We start from the raw sequence: 21,928 nt of genomic DNA on the forward strand, positions 1-21,928 counted from the left end.
GAGGCGCGGAGGCCATGGCCTCCGCGCCTCGCCGTCCGCTGAATCCCCCGGGCTCCGGGCCCGCGCCGGCCGCGGCGCACATTCGTACTTTCGTTCCGAGGGCCTCATGGCAGATCCGGCACGGCCGGCGGCGCCGCCCGCGAGCCCCCACCAGGTGTTCCGGTCCATCCGGTATTTCGACACCCTCGACGGGCTTCGCGCGCTGGCCATTTTTTTCGTCATCGGCCACCATGCGCTGGGGCCGGACGACTCGTTGTTCGGCTACGGGACGCATTTCGCCCTGTTCTTCGCGATCAGCGGCTTCCTGATCACCACGCTGCTGCTGCGCGAGCGCGACAAGCACGGCGACATCTCCCTCCGCCGCTTCTTCATCCGCCGCGCCATCCGCCTGTACCCGCTGTACTACACGGTGCTGGCGATGTACGTGGTGCTGGTGTGGGCCCTGGAGGGCGGCACCGAGGCGGGCGCCGGGTTCTGGAAGAACCTTCCCGCGTACCTGACGTTCACGGCCAACTGGTTCGTCTCGCTCGAGGCCGACCGGGTGATCTTCTACTTCGCCTGGTCGCTGGCCGCGCAGGAGCAGTTCTACCTGGTGTGGCCGTGGATCGTGAAGCACTCCCGCAGGCGGTGGATGCCGGCCGCCTTCCTGGCCGTGGTCTTCGCGGTGGACCTGCTGCTGGAAGGGCTGCTGCACTCGGGCGTGCTGCGGCTGGGCACCACGGCCGCCCGCGTGGTCACCAGCCCGTCGGCGCCCATCCTGATCGGCTGCGCGCTGGCGTACGCCCTTCACTGGGCGCGGTCGTTCGACGTGGTGCACGCGGTGCTGGGGCGCCGCTGGAGCCTTCCCGCGGCGTTCGCGGCCATGGCGGCGGGGTATGCGCTGCGCGTGCCCAACCCGTGGATGACGCTGCTGATGGCCGGGGTGGTGGCGGCCGGGTGCATCCGCCCCGACGCGGGGCTCAAGCAGGCACTGAGCAACCGGGTGCTCGCCTACCTGGGCACCATTTCGTACGGGCTGTACCTGATGCACATGTTGGCCATCAACGTTTCGCGCAAGCTCTCGCTTTCCGGGTGGGCCCTGTACCTGGCCGCCCTCGCCATCACCATCGTGGCCGCGTCGCTCAGCTACCGCTGGTTCGAGACGCCGCTGCTGGCGCTGAAGGACCGCTTCGCCGGCCGCCGCCCCGCCCCGGGGTGGCAGACGCCGGCCGGGCCCGCCGTGGTCCCCGCCGCCCCGGTGGCGGGCGACAACCCCGCGACTGCGTAGGGAGATGGAGAAGCCGTTCACCTTTCGCGACCGCCTGAACAACTGGGCCAGCCGCAAGATCCCCGTCAAACGCGCGCGCTCGCGGCTCACCCGGCCGCTGGCCAGCGTGACCTTCGACGATTTCCCGAAGTCGGCGTGGACGGCGGGCGGGACCATCCTCCGCGGCTTCGGGGCGCGGGGCACCTACTTCGCGTCGGGCCGGTACTGCGGCATCGAGGAATACGGGATCGAGTACTACGACGCCGACGACCTGCGCGCGGTGCACGCGGCCGGGCACGAGGTGGGCTCCCACACCTTCTTTCACCGCTACGTTCCCGAGGTGCTGTCGCGCGACCTGGTGGCCGACGCCCGCCGCAACGCCGAATTCGTCCGCGGCATCCTGGGCGACGTCACCCTGTCGAGCTTCGCCTTTCCCTTCGGCGACGTGTCTCCGCGCACCAAGCTGCTCTATTCGCGGCTCTATCCCTGCTGCCGCGGGATCCGCCCCGGCGTCAACGCGGGCGTGCTGGACCTGGCGCAGCTGTGGGCGGTGCCGCTGGAGGTGCGGCACTGGACGGCGGAGCAGGTGGAGGAGCGGGTGGAGGAGGCACGGCGGCAAAACGGGTGGATCGTCTTCTTTACCCACGACGTTTCCGAAACGCCCGCTCCGTACGGGTGCACGCCGGCCATGCTGGAGCACGCGCTGCACACCGTTGCGTCGGCGGGGATGCCGGTGCTTCCCATCCGCGAAGCGCTCCGCGAGGCCACGGGAGCGTAGCCGCCCGGCGCGGGAAGGCACGAAGCGGAAGAGCCGCGGAAGGGCTGGGCGCCCTCCGCGGCTCTTTCCGTTTCACCGGCGCGCGCCTACCTCGCCTGGGCCCGCTCCCGGAGCCACCGCTTCAGCTGCTTGGCGCCGCCCAGCAGCCCCGTCCCCTGCAGCGCCGCGCGGGCCACCCCCTTGGCCGCGCGGCGCGCGCGGAGCGAGAGGGGCGGGGTGCCCACCGGGCCCGCGATCCTCACGTGCGTGGCGTAGTGGTACTTGTACTCCTCGTCGCCGATCAGGAAATCGAATTCGCGGTCCCCGCGCCGGAAGCGGTCCTCCATCATCCGGTGCTGCAGGATGCGGCCGGGCGAGTACTTCTGCAGCGAGGCGTCGTAGGCGGGGATCCACGACAGGAACCGCCCCTCGTCCGCGACGCCGAGGTGGACGGCCGCCAGCCGCTCGCCCGCGTAGAGCGAAGAGACCACCAGCGCGCCTGCGTCCCGCAGGCGCTCGAACAGCGCCACGTTGCGGGGATCGGCGAACTGGTCCAGGTGGCCCGTGGCGCGGTACTGGTGCGACTTCCACTCCAGGCACAGGCGCAGGGCGGCGGGGTCGGGGTCGTCGCCCACGTACCGCGGCGGGCCGACCTCCCCTTCCAGCTTCCGCTGCTTGCGGCGGATGTCGGAGCCGTGAGGCAGCCGCTGGGCCGCTTCGTCCCAGGTGGCGGGGTAGTCGGCCCAGCGAAGGTACGGGCAGGGCTCGCACTCCGGCGGCGCACCGGCGGATCTCCACTCGGCCAGGGTGACGTTTCCGCGCAGCGCCACGGGAATCCACCCCAGCGGCCGCTGCCCGGACGGTGCGGCGTCCGCGACCGGCTCCAGGAGATCCAGGAAGGGCACCTGCGTGACGGCCGTGCCCTCCACGTCGAGGACGCGGTACACGGCGCCCTCCACCGAGACCAGCACCGGCTGGCACCGCCGCCCCGGAAAGCGGGCCGCGGCCAGCGCGTCGAGGAACGTGTCGGTCGAAAAGAAGTTCATCCGCTCCGATTCGCGCGCACGCCGCCGCCCAGCCGCTGGCGGAAGACGAGTGCGACCAGTCGTGTGTTGTAGACGGCGTAGCGCTTCCACAGGCGGCGCGGCTCCACCATCACCCGGAACAGCCACTCCAGCCCCACCCGCCGCATCCACCGGGGAGCGCGGCGCACCTGCCCCGACACGAAGTCGAATGCGGCGCCCACCCCTACGCCCACGGGAACGCCCAACTCCGCGAGGTGGTCCTGGAGCCACACTTCCTGCTTCGGCGCGCCAAGGGCCACGAACAGCACGTGCGGCGCCGCGCCCCGCACCGCGTCGGCCACTCGCCGCGATTCCGCGGCGTCGGCCTCGAACCCCACGGGAGGGCAGTACGTGCCCGCCACCTCCAGCCCCGGATACGATTTCCGGAGCGCGCGCGCCGCCCCCTCGGCCGCGCCCGGCCGGCCGCCCAGCAGGAACACGCGGAGCCCCGTTCCCGCGACCGCTTCACAGACGGCCTCGAACAGGTCCACGCCCGGCACCCGGGCGGGAAGGGGAGCGCCGAGCACCCGGGACGCCCACACCAGCGACACGCCGTCGGCCACGGACAGCCCCGCCGAGGCGTAGGCCCGCCGGAAGCGCGCGGAGTCGCGGAGGAGCCCCGCGTGGTGGGCGTTGGGGGTCACCACGTAGGCGGGCGGCCCTCCCGCGCGGGCGCGCTGGAGGACCCAGGCGATGGCCTCGGCCTGGGTGAGCGCGTCGACGGGCACACCGGCGATGTGAAGCCGGCGCGGCGCCCCGGCGGGAGGCGCGCCGTCCGCCGGGCGGATTTCCGCCCGCTCGCCCGCCGAAGACATCGGCTCGCCCCCGCCCGTCAGATGGCGCTGTCGGCCGTGGACCGCAGGCCGATCTTGTCGAAGCCGGTCTGCTTCAGCTGGAACGCGCGCCACAGCCGGCGGAACACGGGCCGCGGCGCGAGCAGGCACGCCGTCCAGAACGCGGAAAAGACCAGCTTTTCTCCCGGCCCGAAGGCCGCGTCGGTCCACGTGGCCCGGGCCAGCCGCCCGAAGGTGGCCACCTGGCCGCCCACCCCGCCCTCGAACTTCTGCAGCGCGAACACGTGGCGCAGGAAGTACGAGTTGCGGTCGGCCACCCCCGTCAGCCCGAAGTGCCGGGCCATCACCGACTGCAGCTCCACCCAGCGGCGCACGCCGTCGGGCGAGAGCATGGTGCGGATGTGGTTGCCGTCGGGGTGCATGCGGTACTCGGCCAGGGGCTCGTGCACGGCCTTCACGGGAGCCAGCAGCGAGGCACCCATGGTCAGGTAGGCGTCGGCCGCGGTGCGGAAGCCCTTGGTGGGCATGGGCAGCAGCCCGGCGAACACGTCGGCGCGGATGGCGACGGCCGACGTTGCCGGCGCCACGTGGCGCGTGGTGCGGCGGATCTGGTCGCGGAGGTCGCCCTCGGAAAGGGCCGCGCGCCGGGGCCGGACGTCGCCGGTGCGGCGGCCGTGCTCGTCGATCACGTACATGGTGTGCACGATCATCCCCGCGGCGGGATCGGCCGCCGCGGCCTGGGCCACGCGCGCCAGCTTTTCCGGGACCCAGCGGTCGTCCGAATCCAGCAGCGCGATCCACCGCCCCCGGCACAGCCCGAACCCGTGCTCCATGGCGCCCGACTGACCGGCGTTGGGGATGGAGGACAGGACGGCCCTCACCGCGGGGCGCGCGGCGCGCAGCCGGTCCATCCACCCCCGCACGGCTTCGGCGGTGCCGTCGGTGGAGCCATCGTCCACCACCACGAGCTCCCAGTCTCCGAACGCCTGGGCCGCCACGCTGTCGAGGGTGTCGACCACCCACTCGGCCTGGTTGTAGGCGGCGACCAGCACCGAGAACTCCGGCGGGGCCCCGGTGCCGCCCGGCGAGCCTGGCCCGTTCATCGCGGCCTCCCGGCGGGTGCCGCCCGCGGCCGGCGCAGCCAGCCGCCGCGCCCGGGCGCCGCCGGACGGGCCAGCAGGGGCGAGCAGACGGCGGCGACGTACAGGGCCCAGTTCAGGTTGTTCTTTTCCAGGAGCACCGACTCGCTGACGTTGTAGAGCAGGGTCATGGTAAGGATGAGCACCGGCCACAGGCCGTCGGGGGTGACCGTGCGGCGCAGGGCGCCCAGCGCCTGCCGGAACGCCGACAGGTACCCCACCAGGAACAGGGCCAGCCCGGTGATGCCCAGCTGCAGGAGCACTTCGAGGAAGCCGTTGTGGGCCGTGGGCGTTTCCCAGCCGATCTCCTTCAGCGGCTGGGCAGACGGGCCCGCGTCGCCCAGCCAGAAGGCGTTGTATCCGTATCCCAGCCAGGGCTCTCTGCCGATGGCGCGCACCAGCACCTCCCACATGGGCACGCGGCCGGTGAGCGACGGGTCCTTGCCGAGCACGGCCAGGGAGGCCTCCCAGTTGGTGGCGAGCAGCGCCGCGGCGCTGCCGCCCACCAGCACGGCGCCCACGAACACCATGATCGCCACGTCCATGCGCTGGCGGAGCAGGCGGAAGAGCGCGGCCGAGGCAAAGAGCGCCACCAGCACGCTCAGCGCCGTCTTGGAGGTGGACATCAGCAGCAGGAACAGGCACAGCGCCACCCCCGAGGTGCCGATCCACCGCCGCGAACGCGGAAGGTCGGCGCGCAGGAGCAGGAACACCATCGCCCCCAGGGCCATCACCTTGCCCAGGATGTTCTTGTGCGTGTACACCCCCTGCCAGGCGCCCGCGTGGATGCCGTGGTTGACGCCCAGGCGGGGAAGGGCCAGGGCGAAGGCCAGCGAGCTCACCGCCAGCAGCGCCAGGGCCGCGCCCAGCACCCGCAGCAGCTCCCGCGGCTCGAAGCGCGCGGCGAGGAACACGCCGAACGCGGTGGTGCCCAGCAGCGCGAGCGAACGCCGCAGCGTAAGGTCCGGCGCGGCCGACCAGGCGGTGGAAGCCAGCGCCAGCGCCATGAGGGCCAGCACGCTGGGCCGGCGGGCGATGGCGGCCAGCGACGCCCGCCAGCGCACCGCCACCAGCCCCAGGCTCACGGCGTGGATGCTGGCGAACATGGTGCGCAGCACGTAGTTGCCCTCGTAGGCGCCCCCGACGGCGTCGCTGCCGCTTCCCTCGAGCACCAGCAGCACCACCGCGTGCGACATCAGGTACACCGCCACCACCGCGAACGCCGTTTCCGCGCCCCGGTACGCCGTGGCGAACGCGCTTTCCAGCGCCGCCTGCCGGGGCGGGCGGCGCCGCGCGGAAAAGGCGGGGCGGGGAAGCGTGGCGGTCCCGGGGGCCGCCAGGAGCTCAGTCGCCATGGATCGTCCGATACTCCTGGAAGCGGAGCCGCGTGAGCCCCGTGAGGTTTCCCGCCCCCCAGCACACGTACCACAGCGAGCGCACCACGCCGGCGCGGCCGCGCACGAGGGCCACCGGCAGGGTGGCCAGCCCCAGGCCGATCCGCGCGACGCCCTTGCCCGCGCGCACGACCGCCGCGCCCAGCGTGGGTTGGAGCTCGCGCTCGCAGACGCTCCACGTGTTCGCCGTGCGGTACACGCGCTGGAGGATCCAGCGGGCGCGGGTGCGCGTGGCGGGCGTCCACTCGTGCGCCACGGCTTCGTCGGCCCACACCATCACCGCCCCCGCACGCGCCAGCCGCAGGAACAGGTGGGTATCCTCGCCCCCGCTGAGCGTGAACCGGGGGTCGAAGGGCTCGGGCATGTCCCTGAGCACGGCCATGCGGATCAGCACGTTGCCGGCGCCCGGGTCGCCCTTGTGGGCCCCGGTGGGGAGCCGCGGCGCCTCGAAGAAGCCGCCGCGCTTCACCCAGTCGGGCACCTCGCCCTCGAACACCGGCAGCACGGGGCCCGCCACCACGTCGGCCCCGTGCTGGGCCTGCACCCGGAGCAGCTCGCTCAGCCAGCCGGGCAGGGGCACCTCGTCGTCGTCGATGAAGGCCATCATGTCTGCCCCGGCCTCGCGCGCGGCGGCCACGGCCGCGTTGCGCGCGTGCGACACGCCGCGGCGCTCCTCGTGCCGGTAGCGCAGGGGCCAGGGCAGCCGGTCCGACCACTCGTCGCAGACGGCCTCGGCCGAGCGCGCGGGGTCGTTGTCCACCACGACGATCTCCAGCTCCGGCGGCGCCCCCTCGAAACGCAGGGTGCACAGTCCTTCGAGCAGCCGCGCCAGGCCGCGGGGCCGCAGGTAGGTCACCGCGCACACGGCCACCTTCATGGCGTGCCGTCCGCCGCCGCGCGAACCCGCAGCCCCACCATGGTGCGGCGCCCCGCCGACATCAGGCCGGCGCGCGCCAGGGCCTGCGTCAGGCGCTCCTTTCCCTCCATCCCCAGGACCCGTTCCAGCGCGCGGCCATGGCGCGTGGCCGACTGCATGCCCCGTCCTCCCAGCCGCCGGGCGCGGGCCAGGCACTCGCGCCCGAGCTGCCAGTGCGTGTTCTGGAACGCCTGCAGGGCCACGCTCTCGTAGTCCGCCGCCAGTGCCTGCGCAAAGTCGTCGCGCCGTCCTTGGGCGAGGAGGATGGAGTCGATGCGGTCGATGACCTTCAGCTGCGAGCTCAGCTTGTCGGCGTGCACGAAGTTGCGGCTCACCGACATCCGCGCGGAGCCGTGCATCCGGTAGAACCCCACCATCTCGGGAACACGGACGATGCGCGCGCCGTTCACCAGGGCACGCATGGCGATGTCGCCGTCCTGGTTGCGTGCCACCGATTCGTCCCAGCCGCCGGTGGATTCGTACACGTCGCGGCGCCAGAGCAGCGCGCAGGTGGGCACCCACGCCGAGCCTTCCAGCCAGCCCCGCAGGGCCGCGTCGGGATCGGGACTGGGGAGGCGGGCGTTTCGCCCGGCCTCCGTCCAGCGGCCGGCGGCGTCGAGCTCGACCTTGCACGACTCGCCGGCCGCCAGCGCGCCAGGCTGCGATCGCACGGCCGGCACCAGCGCCGCCATCGCGCCGGGCGCCACGTAGTCGTCGGCGTCCAGGAACATCAGAAAGCCGCCCCGCGCCAGCTCGGCGCCGCGGTTCCGCGCGAAGCCGCCTCCCCGGTTGCTTTCCAGCCGCAGCGCCCGCACGCGGTCCGGCCAGCGGTCGGTGAAGCGCTTCACCACCTCCCAGCTCCCGTCGGTCGAGGCGTCGTCCACCACCACGGCTTCCACGGACGGGTAGGTCTGGGCCAGGACGGATTCCAGCGTCTCGGCCACGAAGGGCGCGGCGTTGTGGCAAGGGACCACCACCGAAACCAGCTCCGTCGTCCCGTCGCCCGGGGGGCTCGTCTGCATCGTGCTCCTGTACGGCGTTCCCCGTGGGCCTGGGGCCGCGCGGGGTGCTGCGTGGGTTCGTGCGTCGCCTGCACATGCGTGCACCGCCCGTGCCACGCCGGGCACCGCCTTCAGGGCAGGCGCCCGCCCTCCGGCGAAAGCCGCAGCACGCGCACCATGGCGAACTGCAGCGGGCGGGGAAGGCGGCCCACGTTGGGGGCCAGCCGGTCGAACAGGGCGGCGGGCCGCACGCGCGCCGGAAGCAGGTACAGCCCCGCGGGGAGCGCCGCCGCACACGCCGCCAGCACCCCCAGGAAGACGGCGCCGTGCCCCGCGCCCAGCGCTTCCAGCGCCAGGCGTACCCCCAGCGCCGCCGCGCCGACCACGGCGCCCAGCGCCACCCCGGGCGCCTGCACCCCCAGGAACTCCCCCCAGGTGCCGCCGGTGATGCGCAGGGCCAGCCCCGACATGGCCACGTACATGTAGGCGATCCCGATGCTGATGCCCACGGCCACGCCGGTCACCCCCCAGCGCGTTCCCGCGATGCCCCCGGCCGCCACCAGCGCGGCGTAGACGAACTGCCGCCGCGTCTCCTCGCCCAGCCGGCCGCAGGCCGAGGTCACCGCCCCCGCCAGGTGGTAGACGGCGCGGAACAGCCCCGCCGCGCACAGCACCTGCAGCGCCGGAACCATCCCCTCCCACCGCGGGCCGTAGAGCGCCGCGACCATGTGCGGCGCCGCGACGGCCATCCCCGCCATCACCGGCGCGGCGACGAGCGCGGTGAACTGCACGGCGAGCAGGTAGCCCCGCCTGACGCGGGGCAGGTCCGACTGCACCTCGGCCAGGGCGGGAAAGAGCACGGCGTTGGTGGCCCCCCCCAGGTGCGTGAGCGGCAGCAGCATCAGCCCGTAGGCGCGGTTGTACAGGCCCAGCGCCCCGGGGCCCAGCACGCGCCCCACGATGGCGTTGTCGCCGTTGCGGGCGAAGTAGTTGACCACGGCGTTCAGGCTGGCCTTCGCCCCGTACCCCAGCAGGTCGCGCAGCTCGGCGCGGCCCAGCAGCGGGCGAACGGGGGGGCGGACGATGGCCAGCGCCATCGCGCTTTCCAGCCCCGTCTGGATCAGCGATCCCCACACCAGGCTCCACACGCCGAAGCCCGCCAGCGCCAGGGCGGTGACGGCGACGGCGTAGCCCACCAGGTAGCTCACCACGCTGACGGTGAAGAGGGGCACGGCCCGCATGTCGCGCTGAAGCAGGGCCCGGGGCACCACGCCGAACGCGCCCATCACGAACAGCAGCGACAGCACGGCCAGCACGGCGGGAAGCTGCGGGCTCGCCAGCAGCACGCCCGCGAGCGGGGCCAGCAGGGCCACCAGGGCGGTGATGGCCAGCCCAAAGAGGAGCGATGCGGTGAAGGCGGTGCGAAGGTGGCGCCCGGTCAGGTCGCGCCGCTGCACGATGGCCGGCCCCAGCCCCAGGTCGGCCACCAGCGTGGCCAGGCCGGTGACCACCAGCGCCAGGGCCACCAGGCCGAAGTCGCGGGGCGGGAGCAGGCGGGCCAGCAGCACGCCGGTGGCGAACTGGAGAAAGCCCTGCACGAGGGAGGTGCCAAGACGCCACTGGGCGGCCGAAAGAGTTCGGGCGCCCAGTGTGCGCCCCGGAAGGGGCGGTTCGGTCACGTGGTTTCGCGAAGGGGCGGGCCGGTCACGCGGCGCCGGTGCCGCGGAGCACGGTGGGCAGCGTGAGGGCCAGGATCTTCAGGTCCATGGTCATCGACCACTCGTCGATGTACTTGAGGTCCAGCGTCACCCAGTCGTCGAAGCCCAGGTTGCTGCGCCCGCTGACCTGCCACAGCCCGGTCATTCCCGGGGGCGCGCTGAACCGGCGCATGAACCACGCCTGGTCGAACAGCTGCACGTCGCGCACGGCCATGGGGCGGGGCCCCACCAGCGACATCTCGCCCATCAGCACGTTCCACAGCTGCGGAAGCTCGTCGAGCGAGGTCTTGCGCAGCCAGCGGCCCACCGAGGTGACGCGCGGGTCGTCCTTGATCTTGAAGATCGGGCCGATCGCCTCGTTCTTGTCTTCCAGGTGCGCGATCAGCGCCTCGGCGTTGGGCACCATCGTGCGGAACTTGTACATCTTGAAGCGGCGCTTGTTCTGCCCGTAGCGCTCCTGCGCGAACAGCACCGGCCCGCGGCTGGTGAGCTTGATGGCCAGCGCGATGCCGATCAGGAAGGGCGACAGCGCCAGCATCCCCATGGCCGCCCCCACGATGTCCACCGCCCGCTTGATGAGCACGCGGTGGTCGTCGCAGAAGGTCTTCATGGTCAGGAAGGGGAGCGCCCGGTCGTGCTCCAGCCGCGGCCGGGCCACCGACACCTGGAAGGCGTCCGCCAGGTACTTGCTTTCCACGCCCACCCGCGCGCACACCTCGATGGAGCGCTGGATCTCGGCGTAGCACGACTTCACGGGAAGGGCGATCAGCGCCTCGTCGACCACGTGGTGCATCAGCCAGTCTTCCAGGCCGTCCAGGCTGCACACCTTGGGCAGGTCCATCCGGGCGGCCAGCGCGTGGTCGTCGGAATCCACCCATCCCAGCAGCTCCACCCCGCCGTCCTTGCGCGACAGGATCTCGTCGCGCAGGCGCCGGGCGCGCGGCCCGCTGCCGATGATCAGCACGCGCCGGGGCACGTGCGTGCGCGCCGCCGAGTTGGCCAGCGCCCACACCGGCACGCGCACGGCCACGGCGATGGCGGCCGAGGCGAACCAGAACGCGGCCGCGGCGGGAATGCGGTACGGCCCCGCCAGCGTGGGCATCACGAAGCTCATGGCGATGAAGCTGCCCAGCCCCGTGGCGGCCACGATGCGGAGGATGGCGTGCCGGCGGTTGGGCGCCACGTGCGCGTCGTACACGCCGGCCATGGAGAACAGCCGCGGCCACAGCAGGGCGAACAGCCCGGCCAGCAGCGCATGGCGGATGGTGATCTGAAGCTTGAGCACCTCGTTCAGCCCGCCGGGCATGGTGCCCAGCGCCGTGCCGATCCACACCGCCAGCAGCAGCCCCACGCACACGAAGGTGTCCACCGTCCGCTGCACTTCGGTGGGAAGCGCGGGAGCGCGCGAGGGCAGCATCGTGGGCGCCGCCGACACCGTGAGCGTGGGCGGCACGGGCACCGACGCGGGCTCGTGGATGACGGGAACGGCCGGGGCTTCGCGCGGAACTTCACGCGGGGGGCCGATTTCGGGCGATCCCCGGAGGGTGGTGCCCTCGAGGGCGATGATGCTACGCTGCATGGCTTGTCCTACCACCTTCGGCGGCTGGGCTGTCTTGGCGATCCCCTGCGCCAACCAAGACCCCTGGCTCTGCGGCCCCGCCTCGCGGCGGGAGTGCTATTGTCGGGTGCTGCACGGCCCGGAAGCCCCAGGCCGCTATCAAAGCGAATTCTATACCACCGGGGCACCTGTTTGTGCCCTCTCGTCCTGATCTGGGAACGAGTTAGCCCGGCGTGGGGCGCATTGAGGCAGGTGCGGATGTTCCCCAACTCTGTCGCCGCCGGAAGCGTCGGCACGCCGAGGCGCGGAGGGAACGGAGGGGGCTTCCCCCGGCCCCGTCGTTTCGGCCGACGTTCCCCAGTATGTACGGAAATCACGCGAAACGCCAGCATTCGCGCAGAATCCCCGGCATGTCCCTCGATCGCGCAGAACGGCGGAGGAGCAGCGGACGGCCTGTCCCCTGCTCCTCTTCTCTGCCTAGACCGGTACTTTTCGCTGTCAGGCCACCCGGGCGTAGTAGGCGCGACCCTCTTCGTACCACCTGTAGGCGGGGTCGTAGTCGCGGTCGCGGTCGGGGACGATGTCGTTCAGCACCGTGCCCACGGTGGGCATGCGCGCCCGCCGGCACTGCTCGGCGGCGTGCACCACCGCCTCGAAGGGGGTGACGCCCGCGCGCGACACCAGCAGGGTGGCGTCGGCGCACGCGCCCAGCACGGCCGCGTCGGCGAACAGGTTCAGCGGGGGCGAGTCCAGCACCACGATGAAGTACTTTTCGCGCAGCCACTCCATCAGCACCTGGATGCGCGGCGACCCCAGCAGCTGCACCGGGTCGGGCGGCAGGTGCCCGGCGGGGATGTAGTGAAGCTGCCGCCCCTCGCCCACGTTCACCAGCTGCACCACGTCGGCCAGGGGCGCGGTGCCCGCCAGCAGGTCCGAGAGCCCCGGGGTGCCCCCGCCGCCCTCGGGCGCGGGCGCTCCCCGGCGCAGGTCGGCGTCGATCAGCAGCACCCGCAGCCCGCGCTGCGCCAGCGTAGAGGCCAGCCCCGCCGCCGTGGTCGTCTTTCCGTCTCCCGGCAGCGGGCTGGTGACCAGCACCGCCCGCACGTCCTCGCCCGGCTTCAGGAAGAGCAGGTTGCGGTACAGCCACTCGTACGAATCGGCCGTGGCGGTGGGCGCGCCCGCGGGAAGCGAGGGCATCAGCGACGCGATGCCCGCGGTGGGCACCAGGGCCCGGCCCGCGTGCGACTCGGCTGCGCGCCCGGGACGAAGCATCCGCCGCATCCCCCGCAGCGCCTTCTTGCCGGGGGAAAGGGTGGCGCCCATCCGCGGCACCCATCCCAGGACGGGGAACCCGGTGGCGGCCTGCAGGTCGTCGCGGGTGTGCACCGACACATCGGCGTACTCGCGGGCGAAGGCGATGCCCACGCCCAGCAGCATGCCGAAGATGGCCAGCACCCCGGCGATCAGGGGCGTGCTCCCGTTGGACGGCTTGGAGGGGAGCGTCGCCGGGTCCACCACCACCGCGCCCGGCTCGTCCACCGCCTCGGCCACCTCGGCCTCCTTCAGCCGCGCCTGCAGCTGGCCGTACAATCCGCCCAGCACGTCCGTCTGCCGGCTCAGCCGCGCGAGCTCCACCTCCTGGGCGGGAATGCGGTCCATCCGCGCCCCGAACGATCCCAGGCTGGCGTCGATGGAGGCCACCTGGTTGCCCAGCCCCTGCACGTACGTGTTCACGATCCCGCCCAGCTGTCCCTCCAGCTGCTCGATGCGCTGGGTGAGGAGCTGCACGTCGGGGTCGGCGGCGGTGCGGGTGCGCATCATCGTCGCGCGCTCGTTCTCCAGCTGCGCGATCTGGGTGATCAGCTGCGTGGCGGTCTCGTTGCGCAGCAGGGTGGGGAACGCCGTCAGGTTGCGATACGGCGACGAGGCGCCCGGGCCGGTGGACGAGCGGGCCTGCGCGATGCTGCGGGCCAGCGCCGAGCGCTCGGCCTCCAGCGCGTTGCGCTGGGCCTGCAGCTGCGCCTGCTGCGTCACCTGGGTGCTGGCCTCCACCGGCAGGGCCACCACGCCCTCGCGCTCGCGGAACGCCTGCAGCCGCTGCTCGGCCGCGGTGAGCTGGCCGCGCAGCGTGTCTACCTGGGCCCGCAGGAACTGCACGGTGCTGCGCGCCTCGCTGCCGTGCATGTCGCGCCGCAGCTCGGTATAGCGCGCCGCCAGCGCATTGGGAACGTCGCGGGCCAGCGCCGGGTCCGACGAGCGGTAGGCGACGTGCACGACGTCGGCATCTTCCGCCGGCTGCGAGATGTCCAGCTGGTCGGCCACGGCTTCGGCGGCGCCCTCGCGCGTGCCGATGGCGACGGTGAACTCGGGGTGGTCCACGGCCTCGGGGGCCAGGATGAGCTGCCCGCCCGGCACCTGCATGGGCGTGCCGGCGCTGGTGCGTCCGATCACCTTGCCGTCGGCGTTGCGGGCCTCGAACTCGCCGTACGCCTGCTTGACGAAGGTGATCGTGGCCGTATCGGCCTCCCGGTTCAGCCGAATGCCCGAAAGCACCTGGCTGCGCGGCACCCCCTCGGGCTTCACCACCGAAACGCGGAGCTCCAGCGAATCGGCGACGGCGCGGGCCAGCAGGCGGCTGCGGAGCAGCTCCATCTCCGTGGCCATCCGTCCCTTCTGGTCCGTCACTTCGTTCCCCAGCACTCGCGCCACCCGCTCGCGGTTGTCGTCGACCACGATCGTGGCCGTCGCCTCGTACTCGGGGCGGCTGCGGGAAACGAGAAGCAGCCCCAGCGCCAACCCCACGGCCGTGCAGGCGCCGATCAGCAGGCGGTGGCGCTTCACCATTCCCCAGAGCTCGCGCACCTTCACGGGCTCGGGCGCGGGGGGAACGTACGGCGGCGGCGCCACCTGCCCCGGCAGCATCAAGGGTTCCATCTGTTCCTACCTGGTGCCGAAGGCGATGATCAGGCTCACCACGCCGGTGATGGCGGCGGTGACTACGCCCGTGTTGCGGCTGATCCAGCTGCGCTGGTCCACGTAAATCTGGTCGCCCGAGCGGATGGACGCGCCCGCGATGGGGGTGTTGGCCTCGAGCTTCACGGGAAGCCGCACTCCGTCGCGGATGAGCACCACGCGGTTGGGGCTGCCGTCGGTGGTGGTGCCTCCCGCCAGCGCCAGCGCGTCGGACACCGTCATCGTGGGGTCCACCGGATACAGCCCCGGGTTGCGCACGGCCCCCAGCACCTGCACGCGGCGCAGCAGCGTGACCTCGATGGACGGGCTCTGCAGGAAGCGCGAGAACGCCTGGGTGATGCGCGTCTTGATCTCGGCGGGCTGCTCGCCGGCCACGTGGATGTTGCCCACGCGGGGCAGCACCACGTCGCCGTCCTCGTTGACGGTGTAGTCGCCGGACATCTCTGCCTCGCGCCAGATGCGCAGGCGCACGATGTCGCCCTGCCGCAGCGGGTCGGGGCCCTGGTTCAGCAGCGCCGCCGTCACCTCGGGCGGCGGGCCCTCGTCGGGCATCACGGTGGGCCCGACGGTGGCCGGCGGCGGCGTTCCCTCGGGCGGCACGGCGAAGACGCCGCACGCGGCCAGCGAAGCGGCCAGTGCGCAGGAAGAAGCGAGCATCACTGCCAGGCGGCGGATGCGGTCAGGAGCAGGCATGGTTACGGCGTTTTGAGGCTCGGGCACCCCCGCGCGAGGGCTTCCGGGATGGAAAAAGATGGCTTTCGCGCGGGAACCGCAGGCACGGCCGGTGCAAGCAAGGTGCCACATCGAGTAGTACCAGATGGCTCTGCTCCTGGTCGAGCTGCAACGCACGTCGTCCAGCGTTGGGGCGCTTCGGCGCGACGACACTGGCGTTTCGCGCGTAGGGCGTGCATTTTGGGCAGACCTCAATCTCCATGGGCGCGCCGCGCCCGCAGTGCCCCGACTCCCGAACCACGCCACCGCACGTGTTCAGCCGCTCTCCCGCCCAGCCCTCGCCCGCGGCCGGCGCCCGCGACCCCCTGCCTCGCTTCGTGCAGCAGGCCGAGTCGCTCCGTGAATCGGGAGACCTGGACCGCGCCGAGGAGATGCTCGTCCGCGGCCTGCGCGATCACGGCGGCGACCCGCGCGCGCGGGCGGCGCTGGCGCGGGTGCTGGCCGACCGCGGCGACACCGAGCGGGCTGAGGGCGTGTGGCGCGACGTGCTGGGGCTGGACCCCGACTACGTGCCCGCCCTGCGCGCGCTGGCCGACATCAGCGAGGCCGCGGGCCGGCGCGACGAGGCCATGGGCTTCTTCCGCCGCCTGATTCGCGTGGAGAACGCGGGCTTCGACTTCGGCCACGCGGGGCAGGAGGCGCAGCCCGCCGCCAGCGATCCCTTTGCGGCGTCGCCCGCGTCGTCGGCCGCGGCGAACGTCCCGGCCGACCCCGCCATCGACCCGGATGCCGATCCGGCCGAGGTGCTGCGCGCGGCCTCCCGCGCCTGGGAAGCGGAGCGCGCCGCGACGGGCGACGAGCCGTCCGCTGATGCCATCCCCTCGTTCACCCCCGACGAGCGGGAAGTGGAGCAGGCCGGCGCGCCGCTGTCGTTCACCCCGGACGACGTGGATGCCAGGCATTCCCACGTCCGTCCGTCGTTCACCGGCGACGAGCCCGCTGCCGCGCCTCCCCCCGCCACGCTCGCGTTCACGGCGGACGAGCAGGACGTGGCGCACTCGGGCGCGGCTCCGTCGTTCGCGGCCGACGAGCCGGACGCGGTGCAGGGGCGGTTCAGCCAGGGGGACGATCCGACCTCCGGACAGTCCCGCGAGGCCTTCGCCGCGCCGTCGTTCAGCGCGGACGAGCCGGATGCGGCGCAGGGGCGGTTCAGCCAGGGGGATGACCCGACCTCCGGGCAGTCCCGGGATGCCTTCGTGGCGCCGTCGTTCACGGCTGATGGCCCGCATGCGGAGCAGTCGCCGTTCATGCGCGCGGCCGATCCGTCGCCCCAGGCCCACGACGTTGCTCCCGTGCCCATCGCCTTCCACGCCGACGCGGCGCTGCAGGGCGCGGTCGGCGATTCCGCGGATTTCGCCGAGGCGGAGTTCGACGAGTGGGACGACGACGAGGCGCTCGCCGGCTTCGACATCGTCTTCATGGATGAGGACGATGTCGCCGAGGCCGAGGTGGAGGAGACCGTCGCCGCCGCGCCGCTCACGTCCGAGCCCCTGGACGAAGCCGTGGTGGTGGACGCGGCCCCGCTCGCGTCCGAGCCCGTGGACGAAGCCGCGTCCGACGAAGCACCGGACGCCGCGGCGGTGATCGAGGCGGTCGCAAGCGCGGAAGGCGTCGACGAGTCCGCCTGGTCCGACGAGTCGTTCGCCCCCGCCGAATCCAGCGCCGTGGATGCGACTGAGACGATCGAGGCCGTGGAAGGGATCGACGAAGCCGCGTGGTCCGACGAAGCCTTTGCGCCCGCCGAGGCTGGCGAGGACGGCTTCGGCCCCGGCTTCGAGCTTCCCGCGATTCCAGTGGCGGAGCCCGCGGCCTTCGAAGAGGTGGCCGAATCGGACGAGGCATTGGATGCCGTCGCCGAGGAAGGCTCCACGACCGGAGTGGCCGACGCGGATGAGGCCGTCGATGCCGACGTGAACGCGGGGGCTTTCGCCGAAGCGGCCGAGCCCGTTAGCGCCGCGGCGGATGCGGATGCGTTCCCGGGCGGCATCACTGAAGCGGACGAGCCCATTAGCGCTACAACGGATGCGTATGCGTTCGCGGGCGGCATCCCCGACGCGGACGAGCCCGTCAGCGCCGCGGCGGATGCGGATGCGTACGCGGGCGGCATCGTTGAAGCGGACGAGCCCGTCAGCGCCGCTGTGGATGCGGACGCGTTCGCGGGCGGCAGCGCCGGCGCGGATGACACCGTGAGCGCTGCGGAAGACGTGGCCGCCACGGCGGATGCAATGGATGCAGTCGAAGCATCCGCCGCCGAGCCCGAGCCCGAGCCGATTGCCGACTGGCTGCGCGCCATCGACGATGCCGATCCCACGATCGCCGTTGTCCCTGCGCCGTACGTGGCTGCGCCGGATGAGGACGATCGGGCGGACGAAGTGGACCTCGCGGAGGCGGTGGACTACGGCGACGAGGTCGATCCCGCCGCCGCCGTGGACTTCGCCGATCTCTCCGCTCCCATCGGGGCCAACGTGGAGCCGGTGGATGTTTCCGCGACGTGGGATGTGGCCGTGCAATCGCTGGGTACGTCCACGATGGCACACACTTCGGACGCGGATCAGCCCGGGGACCATGAGCCTGCCGCCCCGGTGGACTTCGCGGACCACGCCGAGCCGATCGGCGCGCACGTAGAGCCGATGGATGCGTCCGTGACGGCGGACGTGGACGTGGGGTCGGTAGGTCCGTCCACGCTGGCAGACACTTCGGATGCGGATCAGCCGGGAGAGCCTGCGGCCGGCTACGTGTTCGACGACGTGGTCGCCGGCGATCCGGAAGCGCTGGATGCCGTGGAAGCCTACGCGGCTCCCGCGGCGGATGAGGATGCGGAACTCGAGCAGCCCGTGGACGTCGGCACCGCCGCGCCGGATGCGCCTCCCGTGGACGCAGGCGGTTGGCCCACGCGGGCCAGGCTGCCGCACGGGGTGACACTGGACCCGGAGCCATCGCCTCTCGCTGCCCCGTCCGAGCCGCCGGCTCCCATCGCGACGCCCCAGGCCCGTCCGGCGCCGGCGCGTCCGGCTGCTTCGCTGGCGAATCCGGAGGCGCGCCCCGCGGACGCTCCCAACTTCCCGCCCGCGCTTCCGCCGGACCCCGCGGTGGCGCGCGCCTGGTTCGACCGCGCCACGCAGCGCGCGCCGCAGGAGCCCAAGGCCGCGCCGGCTCCGTCCGTCGCGCTGGTCGCGGCCGCTCGGGAGCCGTGGGCCCCCGCGCCGACGCTCACCGGGCGCGCCAACCCCGTGCAGCTGGCGCAGGCGCTGGTGCGCGTGCTGGAGCGGGACGGCGACGTGCTCGGCGCCGCGAGCAGCGTCCGGCGCCTGCTGGCGGTTTCCATCGGGCGCGAGCTGGGGATGGAGGGCACGCGCCTGGACGGACTGGCGCTCGCGGCCGTGCTTGCGGACCTGGGCGGGCTGTTCCTTCGCGGCGGCGGACAGGCGCAGCGCGGCACCGACGTCTCTCTCACGCTCATGGAGTCCGTTCCGCTGACGCCGGAAGTGCACGAGGCGCTGTCGATGCAGCACCGGCGCTGGGACGGCAGCGACGGCGGCCCGCGCGAGGACGGCATTCCGTTCCCGGCGCGCGTCCTGGCCGTTGCCCGCGACGCGGCGTCCCTGCTGACGGGATCGTCGCGCCGGGGCACGGACGCGGCGGTGCACGAGCTTCAGCGGGGCGCGGGAACCACGTACGATCCCATGGTGGTCAGCGTGCTGCGGCGGGTGCTGGCGCGGCGCGAGCTGTACGGGATCGGCTATGGCGTGGGCGGACGGGTGATGGTGGCGCATCGCCGCGAGCTTCGGTCGATGGATCTGGCGGGCCGCCTGCACGCCTCCGGCTTCGAGGCTGAGACGCCGGGCGCCGGCACGCTTCGGCAGCGGCTGCACGGCGACCTGCCGCTGGCGCTGATCGTGGGCGCCGAGCTCGCCGCATCCGAAGCCGACACCCTGCGCGAGCTTCGCGCGATCCCGGCGGCGGCGTGGATGCCTGTCGTCGTCGTGGACGCGGACGACGCCGAGGTCCGCCCGTCGCTGCTGGCGGCGGGCGCGGACCTGTGTTTCGCCTCGTCGGCCACGTTCACCGAGGTGGGCGCCGCGCTCAACGCGCTCCTCCGCCGCCTCTCGACGCTGGCAGGCGGCACCGCGGAATAAACCGGGCGATTCGCACGGCAGAAGCCCCTCCCCGCGCGACGCGGGGAGGGGCTTTCGCCATCCACGATGTCATCCCGATGGAGCGGCCACACCGTACCCGCCGCGTGAGCCAAACACCGCAGCGACTGAGGGATCCGCCACACACCACGCGTGATGCAGCGTCGCTGCCGATCGCGCGGCGTCCTTCGGGTGAATGCACCGGAGTTTCTCCACGGATGAACGCGCCGATGGCCGCGCGGCCCCGGCTCACCGGGAGCGGGTGAACCCCCGCTCGGACAGCGGTAAGCCCCGGCTCGGGCCGCCGTCGCGTCCCGCCCGGGGCTTCAACGGCACGCGTGTTCGGGCCGGGAGCGAGCCAGTCGAAGCGCAATCGAATTCTCCCTCTCCCCTGCGAAGCGGGGGAGAGGGCCGGGGAGAGGGGGCTCCCAGGGGCATGCGCCGGCAGCCATTCGAGACTCGATCGAAGTGCTTCTCTCTCCCGCGCAGTATGCGGGGGAGAGGCCGGGAGAGGGGGCGGACGCGGCATGCGCCGGCAGCCATTCGGCCCTCAATCGACGTTCTCCCCTCTCCCGGCGCAGTTTGCCGGGGGAGGGGCCCTCCGAGGCATGCGCCGGCAGCCGGTCGAGGGGATGATCCCCCGAAGGGTCGCGATGTGGGGGCGAGAGCGGTGCGCTTCGGATGGTGTGTGGCGGATCCCTCAGTCGCTGCCAGGTACGGGGTAGCGGCTGGTGTGTCGGGGCCGCTCCATCGGGATGACATCGGGCGGGACGCCAGATGCGGTGGTTAGCATCCTATGTAGCAGTGGCGTCACGATTTGCGTAGCGATTGCAAATGTCGGGGGCTTCTGCAAAATGCCACGCGCTTGGCATGGAGGTGCCATCGCGGTGTTGGACCTAAACCTTCATATTACAATTACTTAGACTCATTGACCGGGTGCGGAACGCGACGTGCCAGAGTGGTGCGCGGGCGCAATCTCCCCGCGCTCGATGTTCCCGCCCGGAAATCCCCCGGGTACCGATCGATAATGGCAAACCCGTCGAAAGGCGGGGACGCAAAGCTACGAGGCTACCGCGGGACTGCTCCCGCCACGCCAGTCGGGCCGCCGAAGCAAGGTGCCGTCCATGCGCAAGCTCTCGTCTCGTGTCTCGTCGTTCGCATCCGTCGTCCTCGCCGGCTCGCTCGTGCTCATGAGCGCGGCCTGCGACGGCGCGGGCTCCGTTACCGGTCCCGATGACACCACGAAGCCGGAGACGCCGGTGACCCCCACCGCAGGCCCGTTCTTTCACGGCGCCTTCCTGGGCGAAGCCGACAGCAAGCCCGAGCGCATCGGCGCGGCCATCCGCCAGTACGGCGACATGGTGGGCAAGGCCCCGGCGCTGGTGAAGACCTATCACCCCGTGTCGTGCGACTTTTCCGCCACCGGCTGGTGCGGCAAGGTGCTGCGCGAGGTGAGCGCGGCGGGCGCCACCAACTTCCTCGCCCTGGACCTGCGCTGGAGCGGCGCCCCACAGTCGGGGCTGCTGGAGGCCATCGCGGCGGGCCGCGCCGACGCCGAGTTCGCGCGCATCGGCCGGCAGCTGGCGGCGGTCGGCGGTACGGTGCTGCTGGAGCCGGCGTGGGAGATGAACGGCAACTGGCAGTACGTGTGGCAGGGCGTGGAGAACGGCGGGGACCAGAGCGCGCCGGCCAAGTACGCCGCCGCCTGGCGCCGCATCGTCGACATCTTCCGCCGCGAGGGCGCCAGCAACGTCCGCTGGGTGTTCAACCCCAACGTGGGCAACCCGCTGACCAACCGCGCCACGGGCCCGGCGCACTGGAACTGGTACGGCCACTACTATCCCGGCGACGCGTACGTGGACTACGTGGGCGCGCACGGCTTCAACGCGCCGCGGCTGCACGGCGGCTCGTGGCAGGAGTTCGACGCCATGGTCGACGGCGCCGAGGCCGACCACATGCTTTCGGACCTGGCCTCGCGCTATCCCGGCAAGCCCATCATCATCGGCGAAGTGGCCAGCGACGAGGGCACGGGCGACGCCAAGGCGCGCTGGATCCGCGGCGCCTTCGCCCACATGCGCCGCCACCCCGCCGTCGTCGGGGCCGTGTGGTTCCACATGGACAAGGAAACCGACTGGCGCGTGAACTCCAGCGCCGAGTCGCTGCAGGCCTACCGCGAAGCCGTCCGCGACGCCGGCGTGCTGGCCAGCTACAGCGACGTGTCGTCCATCCGCCCCACGATGCTGGCGAGCAACTGAGAACGACGGTAAGGACGGTAACGACGGTAAAGGATGGAAAAACGCGCCGGAGAGGGCTTCCTCTCCGGCGCGTTTTCTATCGCATCCCGGTCGCGCGTCAGACCAGAACTAGCACGACAGCAAGCCAGTCCACGAAGGTGGACTTCGTGTGGTCGTTGCAGCGACTTCAGTCGCCCGTGTCTGGGGCGGCCTCGGTCTCCGTGACGCTGTCGCGCGTCGGTTGGGAACCCTGGCGAGCGTCGGAGCGT

14 protein-coding genes and 2 riboswitches are annotated in these 21,928 nt (G+C 72.5%); of the genes, 4 read left to right on the forward strand and 10 right to left on the reverse strand.

All coding sequences use genetic code 11. The features are described 5' to 3' along the window. Positions 1 to 106 precede the first annotated feature (106 nt). Positions 107 to 1,267, forward strand: coding sequence for an acyltransferase (locus tag VF632_RS08555; RefSeq protein WP_331022455.1), 1,161 nt, complete (start codon positions 107 to 109; stop codon positions 1,265 to 1,267). 4 nt (positions 1,268 to 1,271) lie between these two features. Beyond that, positions 1,272 to 2,024 (forward strand): polysaccharide deacetylase family protein, encoded by a 753-nt coding sequence (locus VF632_RS08560; protein ID WP_331022456.1) that lies wholly within the window; start codon positions 1,272 to 1,274, stop codon positions 2,022 to 2,024. Positions 2,025 to 2,110: 86 nt separating this feature from the next. Here the strand turns inward: VF632_RS08560 and VF632_RS08565 are convergent, their stop codons facing one another. From VF632_RS08565 to VF632_RS08610, 10 genes are all read right to left on the reverse strand, one after another. Next, on the reverse strand, positions 2,111 to 3,049 hold the full coding sequence (locus VF632_RS08565; RefSeq protein ID WP_331022457.1) for a GNAT family N-acetyltransferase: 939 nt from the start codon (positions 3,047 to 3,049) through the stop codon (positions 2,111 to 2,113). Beyond that, positions 3,046 to 3,882, reverse strand: a complete 837-nt coding sequence (locus tag VF632_RS08570) for a WecB/TagA/CpsF family glycosyltransferase (protein WP_331022458.1) — start codon at positions 3,880 to 3,882, stop codon at positions 3,046 to 3,048. Before VF632_RS08570 ends, VF632_RS08565 begins: the two co-directional genes overlap by 4 nt. A gap of 17 nt (positions 3,883 to 3,899) precedes the next feature. Continuing rightward, positions 3,900 to 4,964, reverse strand: a complete 1,065-nt coding sequence (locus tag VF632_RS08575; RefSeq protein ID WP_331022459.1) for a glycosyltransferase family 2 protein — start codon at positions 4,962 to 4,964, stop codon at positions 3,900 to 3,902. After that, the gene (locus VF632_RS08580; protein WP_331022460.1) at positions 4,961 to 6,355 is read right to left on the reverse strand and encodes an O-antigen ligase; all 1,395 of its coding nucleotides are present in this window, start codon (positions 6,353 to 6,355) and stop codon (positions 4,961 to 4,963) included. The genes VF632_RS08575 and VF632_RS08580 overlap by 4 nt, the downstream gene beginning before the upstream one ends. Beyond that, a complete protein-coding gene (locus VF632_RS08585; RefSeq protein ID WP_331022461.1) occupies positions 6,345 to 7,271 on the reverse strand; it encodes a glycosyltransferase family 2 protein in 927 nt (308 codons plus the stop codon). The genes VF632_RS08580 and VF632_RS08585 overlap by 11 nt, the downstream gene beginning before the upstream one ends. After that, the gene (locus VF632_RS08590) at positions 7,268 to 8,332 is read right to left on the reverse strand and encodes a glycosyltransferase family 2 protein (RefSeq protein WP_331022462.1); all 1,065 of its coding nucleotides are present in this window, start codon (positions 8,330 to 8,332) and stop codon (positions 7,268 to 7,270) included. Before VF632_RS08590 ends, VF632_RS08585 begins: the two co-directional genes overlap by 4 nt. A gap of 110 nt (positions 8,333 to 8,442) precedes the next feature. Next, positions 8,443 to 9,990, reverse strand: coding sequence for a lipopolysaccharide biosynthesis protein (locus VF632_RS08595; RefSeq protein ID WP_331022463.1), 1,548 nt, complete (start codon positions 9,988 to 9,990; stop codon positions 8,443 to 8,445). A 25-nt stretch (positions 9,991 to 10,015) separates the two neighbouring features. Beyond that, entirely contained in the window at positions 10,016 to 11,608 is a 1,593-nt protein-coding gene (locus VF632_RS08600; protein WP_331022464.1) for a sugar transferase, read from the reverse strand. A 16-nt stretch (positions 11,609 to 11,624) separates the two neighbouring features. Then, positions 11,625 to 11,716: riboswitch (cyclic di-GMP riboswitch) on the reverse strand. 369 nt (positions 11,717 to 12,085) lie between these two features. Further along, positions 12,086 to 14,521, reverse strand: coding sequence for a GumC family protein (locus VF632_RS08605; RefSeq protein WP_331022465.1), 2,436 nt, complete (start codon positions 14,519 to 14,521; stop codon positions 12,086 to 12,088). A 6-nt stretch (positions 14,522 to 14,527) separates the two neighbouring features. Then, positions 14,528 to 15,253 (reverse strand): polysaccharide biosynthesis/export family protein, encoded by a 726-nt coding sequence (locus tag VF632_RS08610; protein WP_331022466.1) that lies wholly within the window; start codon positions 15,251 to 15,253, stop codon positions 14,528 to 14,530. A 290-nt stretch (positions 15,254 to 15,543) separates the two neighbouring features. On the opposite strand from VF632_RS08610, the gene VF632_RS08615 reads away from it, so the two are divergent. Next, positions 15,544 to 19,428: an HD domain-containing phosphohydrolase gene (locus VF632_RS08615; RefSeq protein ID WP_331022467.1), complete on the forward strand. Its 3,885-nt coding sequence runs from the start codon at positions 15,544 to 15,546 to the stop codon at positions 19,426 to 19,428. A gap of 1,016 nt (positions 19,429 to 20,444) precedes the next feature. Beyond that, positions 20,445 to 20,535, forward strand: a riboswitch (cyclic di-GMP riboswitch). A 14-nt stretch (positions 20,536 to 20,549) separates the two neighbouring features. Further along, complete coding sequence (locus VF632_RS08620) at positions 20,550 to 21,680, forward strand: glycoside hydrolase family 26 protein (RefSeq protein WP_331022468.1); 1,131 nt, start codon at positions 20,550 to 20,552, stop codon at positions 21,678 to 21,680. Positions 21,681 to 21,928: the final 248 nt, after the last annotated feature.

This window comes from Longimicrobium sp., assembly GCF_036388275.1.
In the GTDB taxonomy this organism is placed as follows: Bacteria; Gemmatimonadota; Gemmatimonadetes; order Longimicrobiales; family Longimicrobiaceae; genus Longimicrobium.

Coding starts and splice junctions, on each gene's coding strand:
- VF632_RS08590 (WP_331022462.1), bottom strand. CDS start 8,332: ATGCAGACGAGCCCCCCGGGCGACGGGACGACGGAGCTGGTTTCGGTG.
- VF632_RS08575 (WP_331022459.1), bottom strand. CDS start 4,964: ATGAACGGGCCAGGCTCGCCGGGCGGCACCGGGGCCCCGCCGGAGTTC.
- VF632_RS08605 (WP_331022465.1), bottom strand. CDS start 14,521: ATGGAACCCTTGATGCTGCCGGGGCAGGTGGCGCCGCCGCCGTACGTT.
- VF632_RS08565 (WP_331022457.1), bottom strand. CDS start 3,049: ATGAACTTCTTTTCGACCGACACGTTCCTCGACGCGCTGGCCGCGGCC.
- VF632_RS08620 (WP_331022468.1), top strand. CDS start 20,550: ATGCGCAAGCTCTCGTCTCGTGTCTCGTCGTTCGCATCCGTCGTCCTC.
- VF632_RS08580 (WP_331022460.1), bottom strand. CDS start 6,355: ATGGCGACTGAGCTCCTGGCGGCCCCCGGGACCGCCACGCTTCCCCGC.
- VF632_RS08570 (WP_331022458.1), bottom strand. CDS start 3,882: ATGTCTTCGGCGGGCGAGCGGGCGGAAATCCGCCCGGCGGACGGCGCG.
- VF632_RS08560 (WP_331022456.1), top strand. CDS start 1,272: ATGGAGAAGCCGTTCACCTTTCGCGACCGCCTGAACAACTGGGCCAGC.
- VF632_RS08555 (WP_331022455.1), top strand. CDS start 107: ATGGCAGATCCGGCACGGCCGGCGGCGCCGCCCGCGAGCCCCCACCAG.
- VF632_RS08585 (WP_331022461.1), bottom strand. CDS start 7,271: ATGAAGGTGGCCGTGTGCGCGGTGACCTACCTGCGGCCCCGCGGCCTG.
- VF632_RS08600 (WP_331022464.1), bottom strand. CDS start 11,608: ATGCAGCGTAGCATCATCGCCCTCGAGGGCACCACCCTCCGGGGATCG.
- VF632_RS08610 (WP_331022466.1), bottom strand. CDS start 15,253: ATGCCTGCTCCTGACCGCATCCGCCGCCTGGCAGTGATGCTCGCTTCT.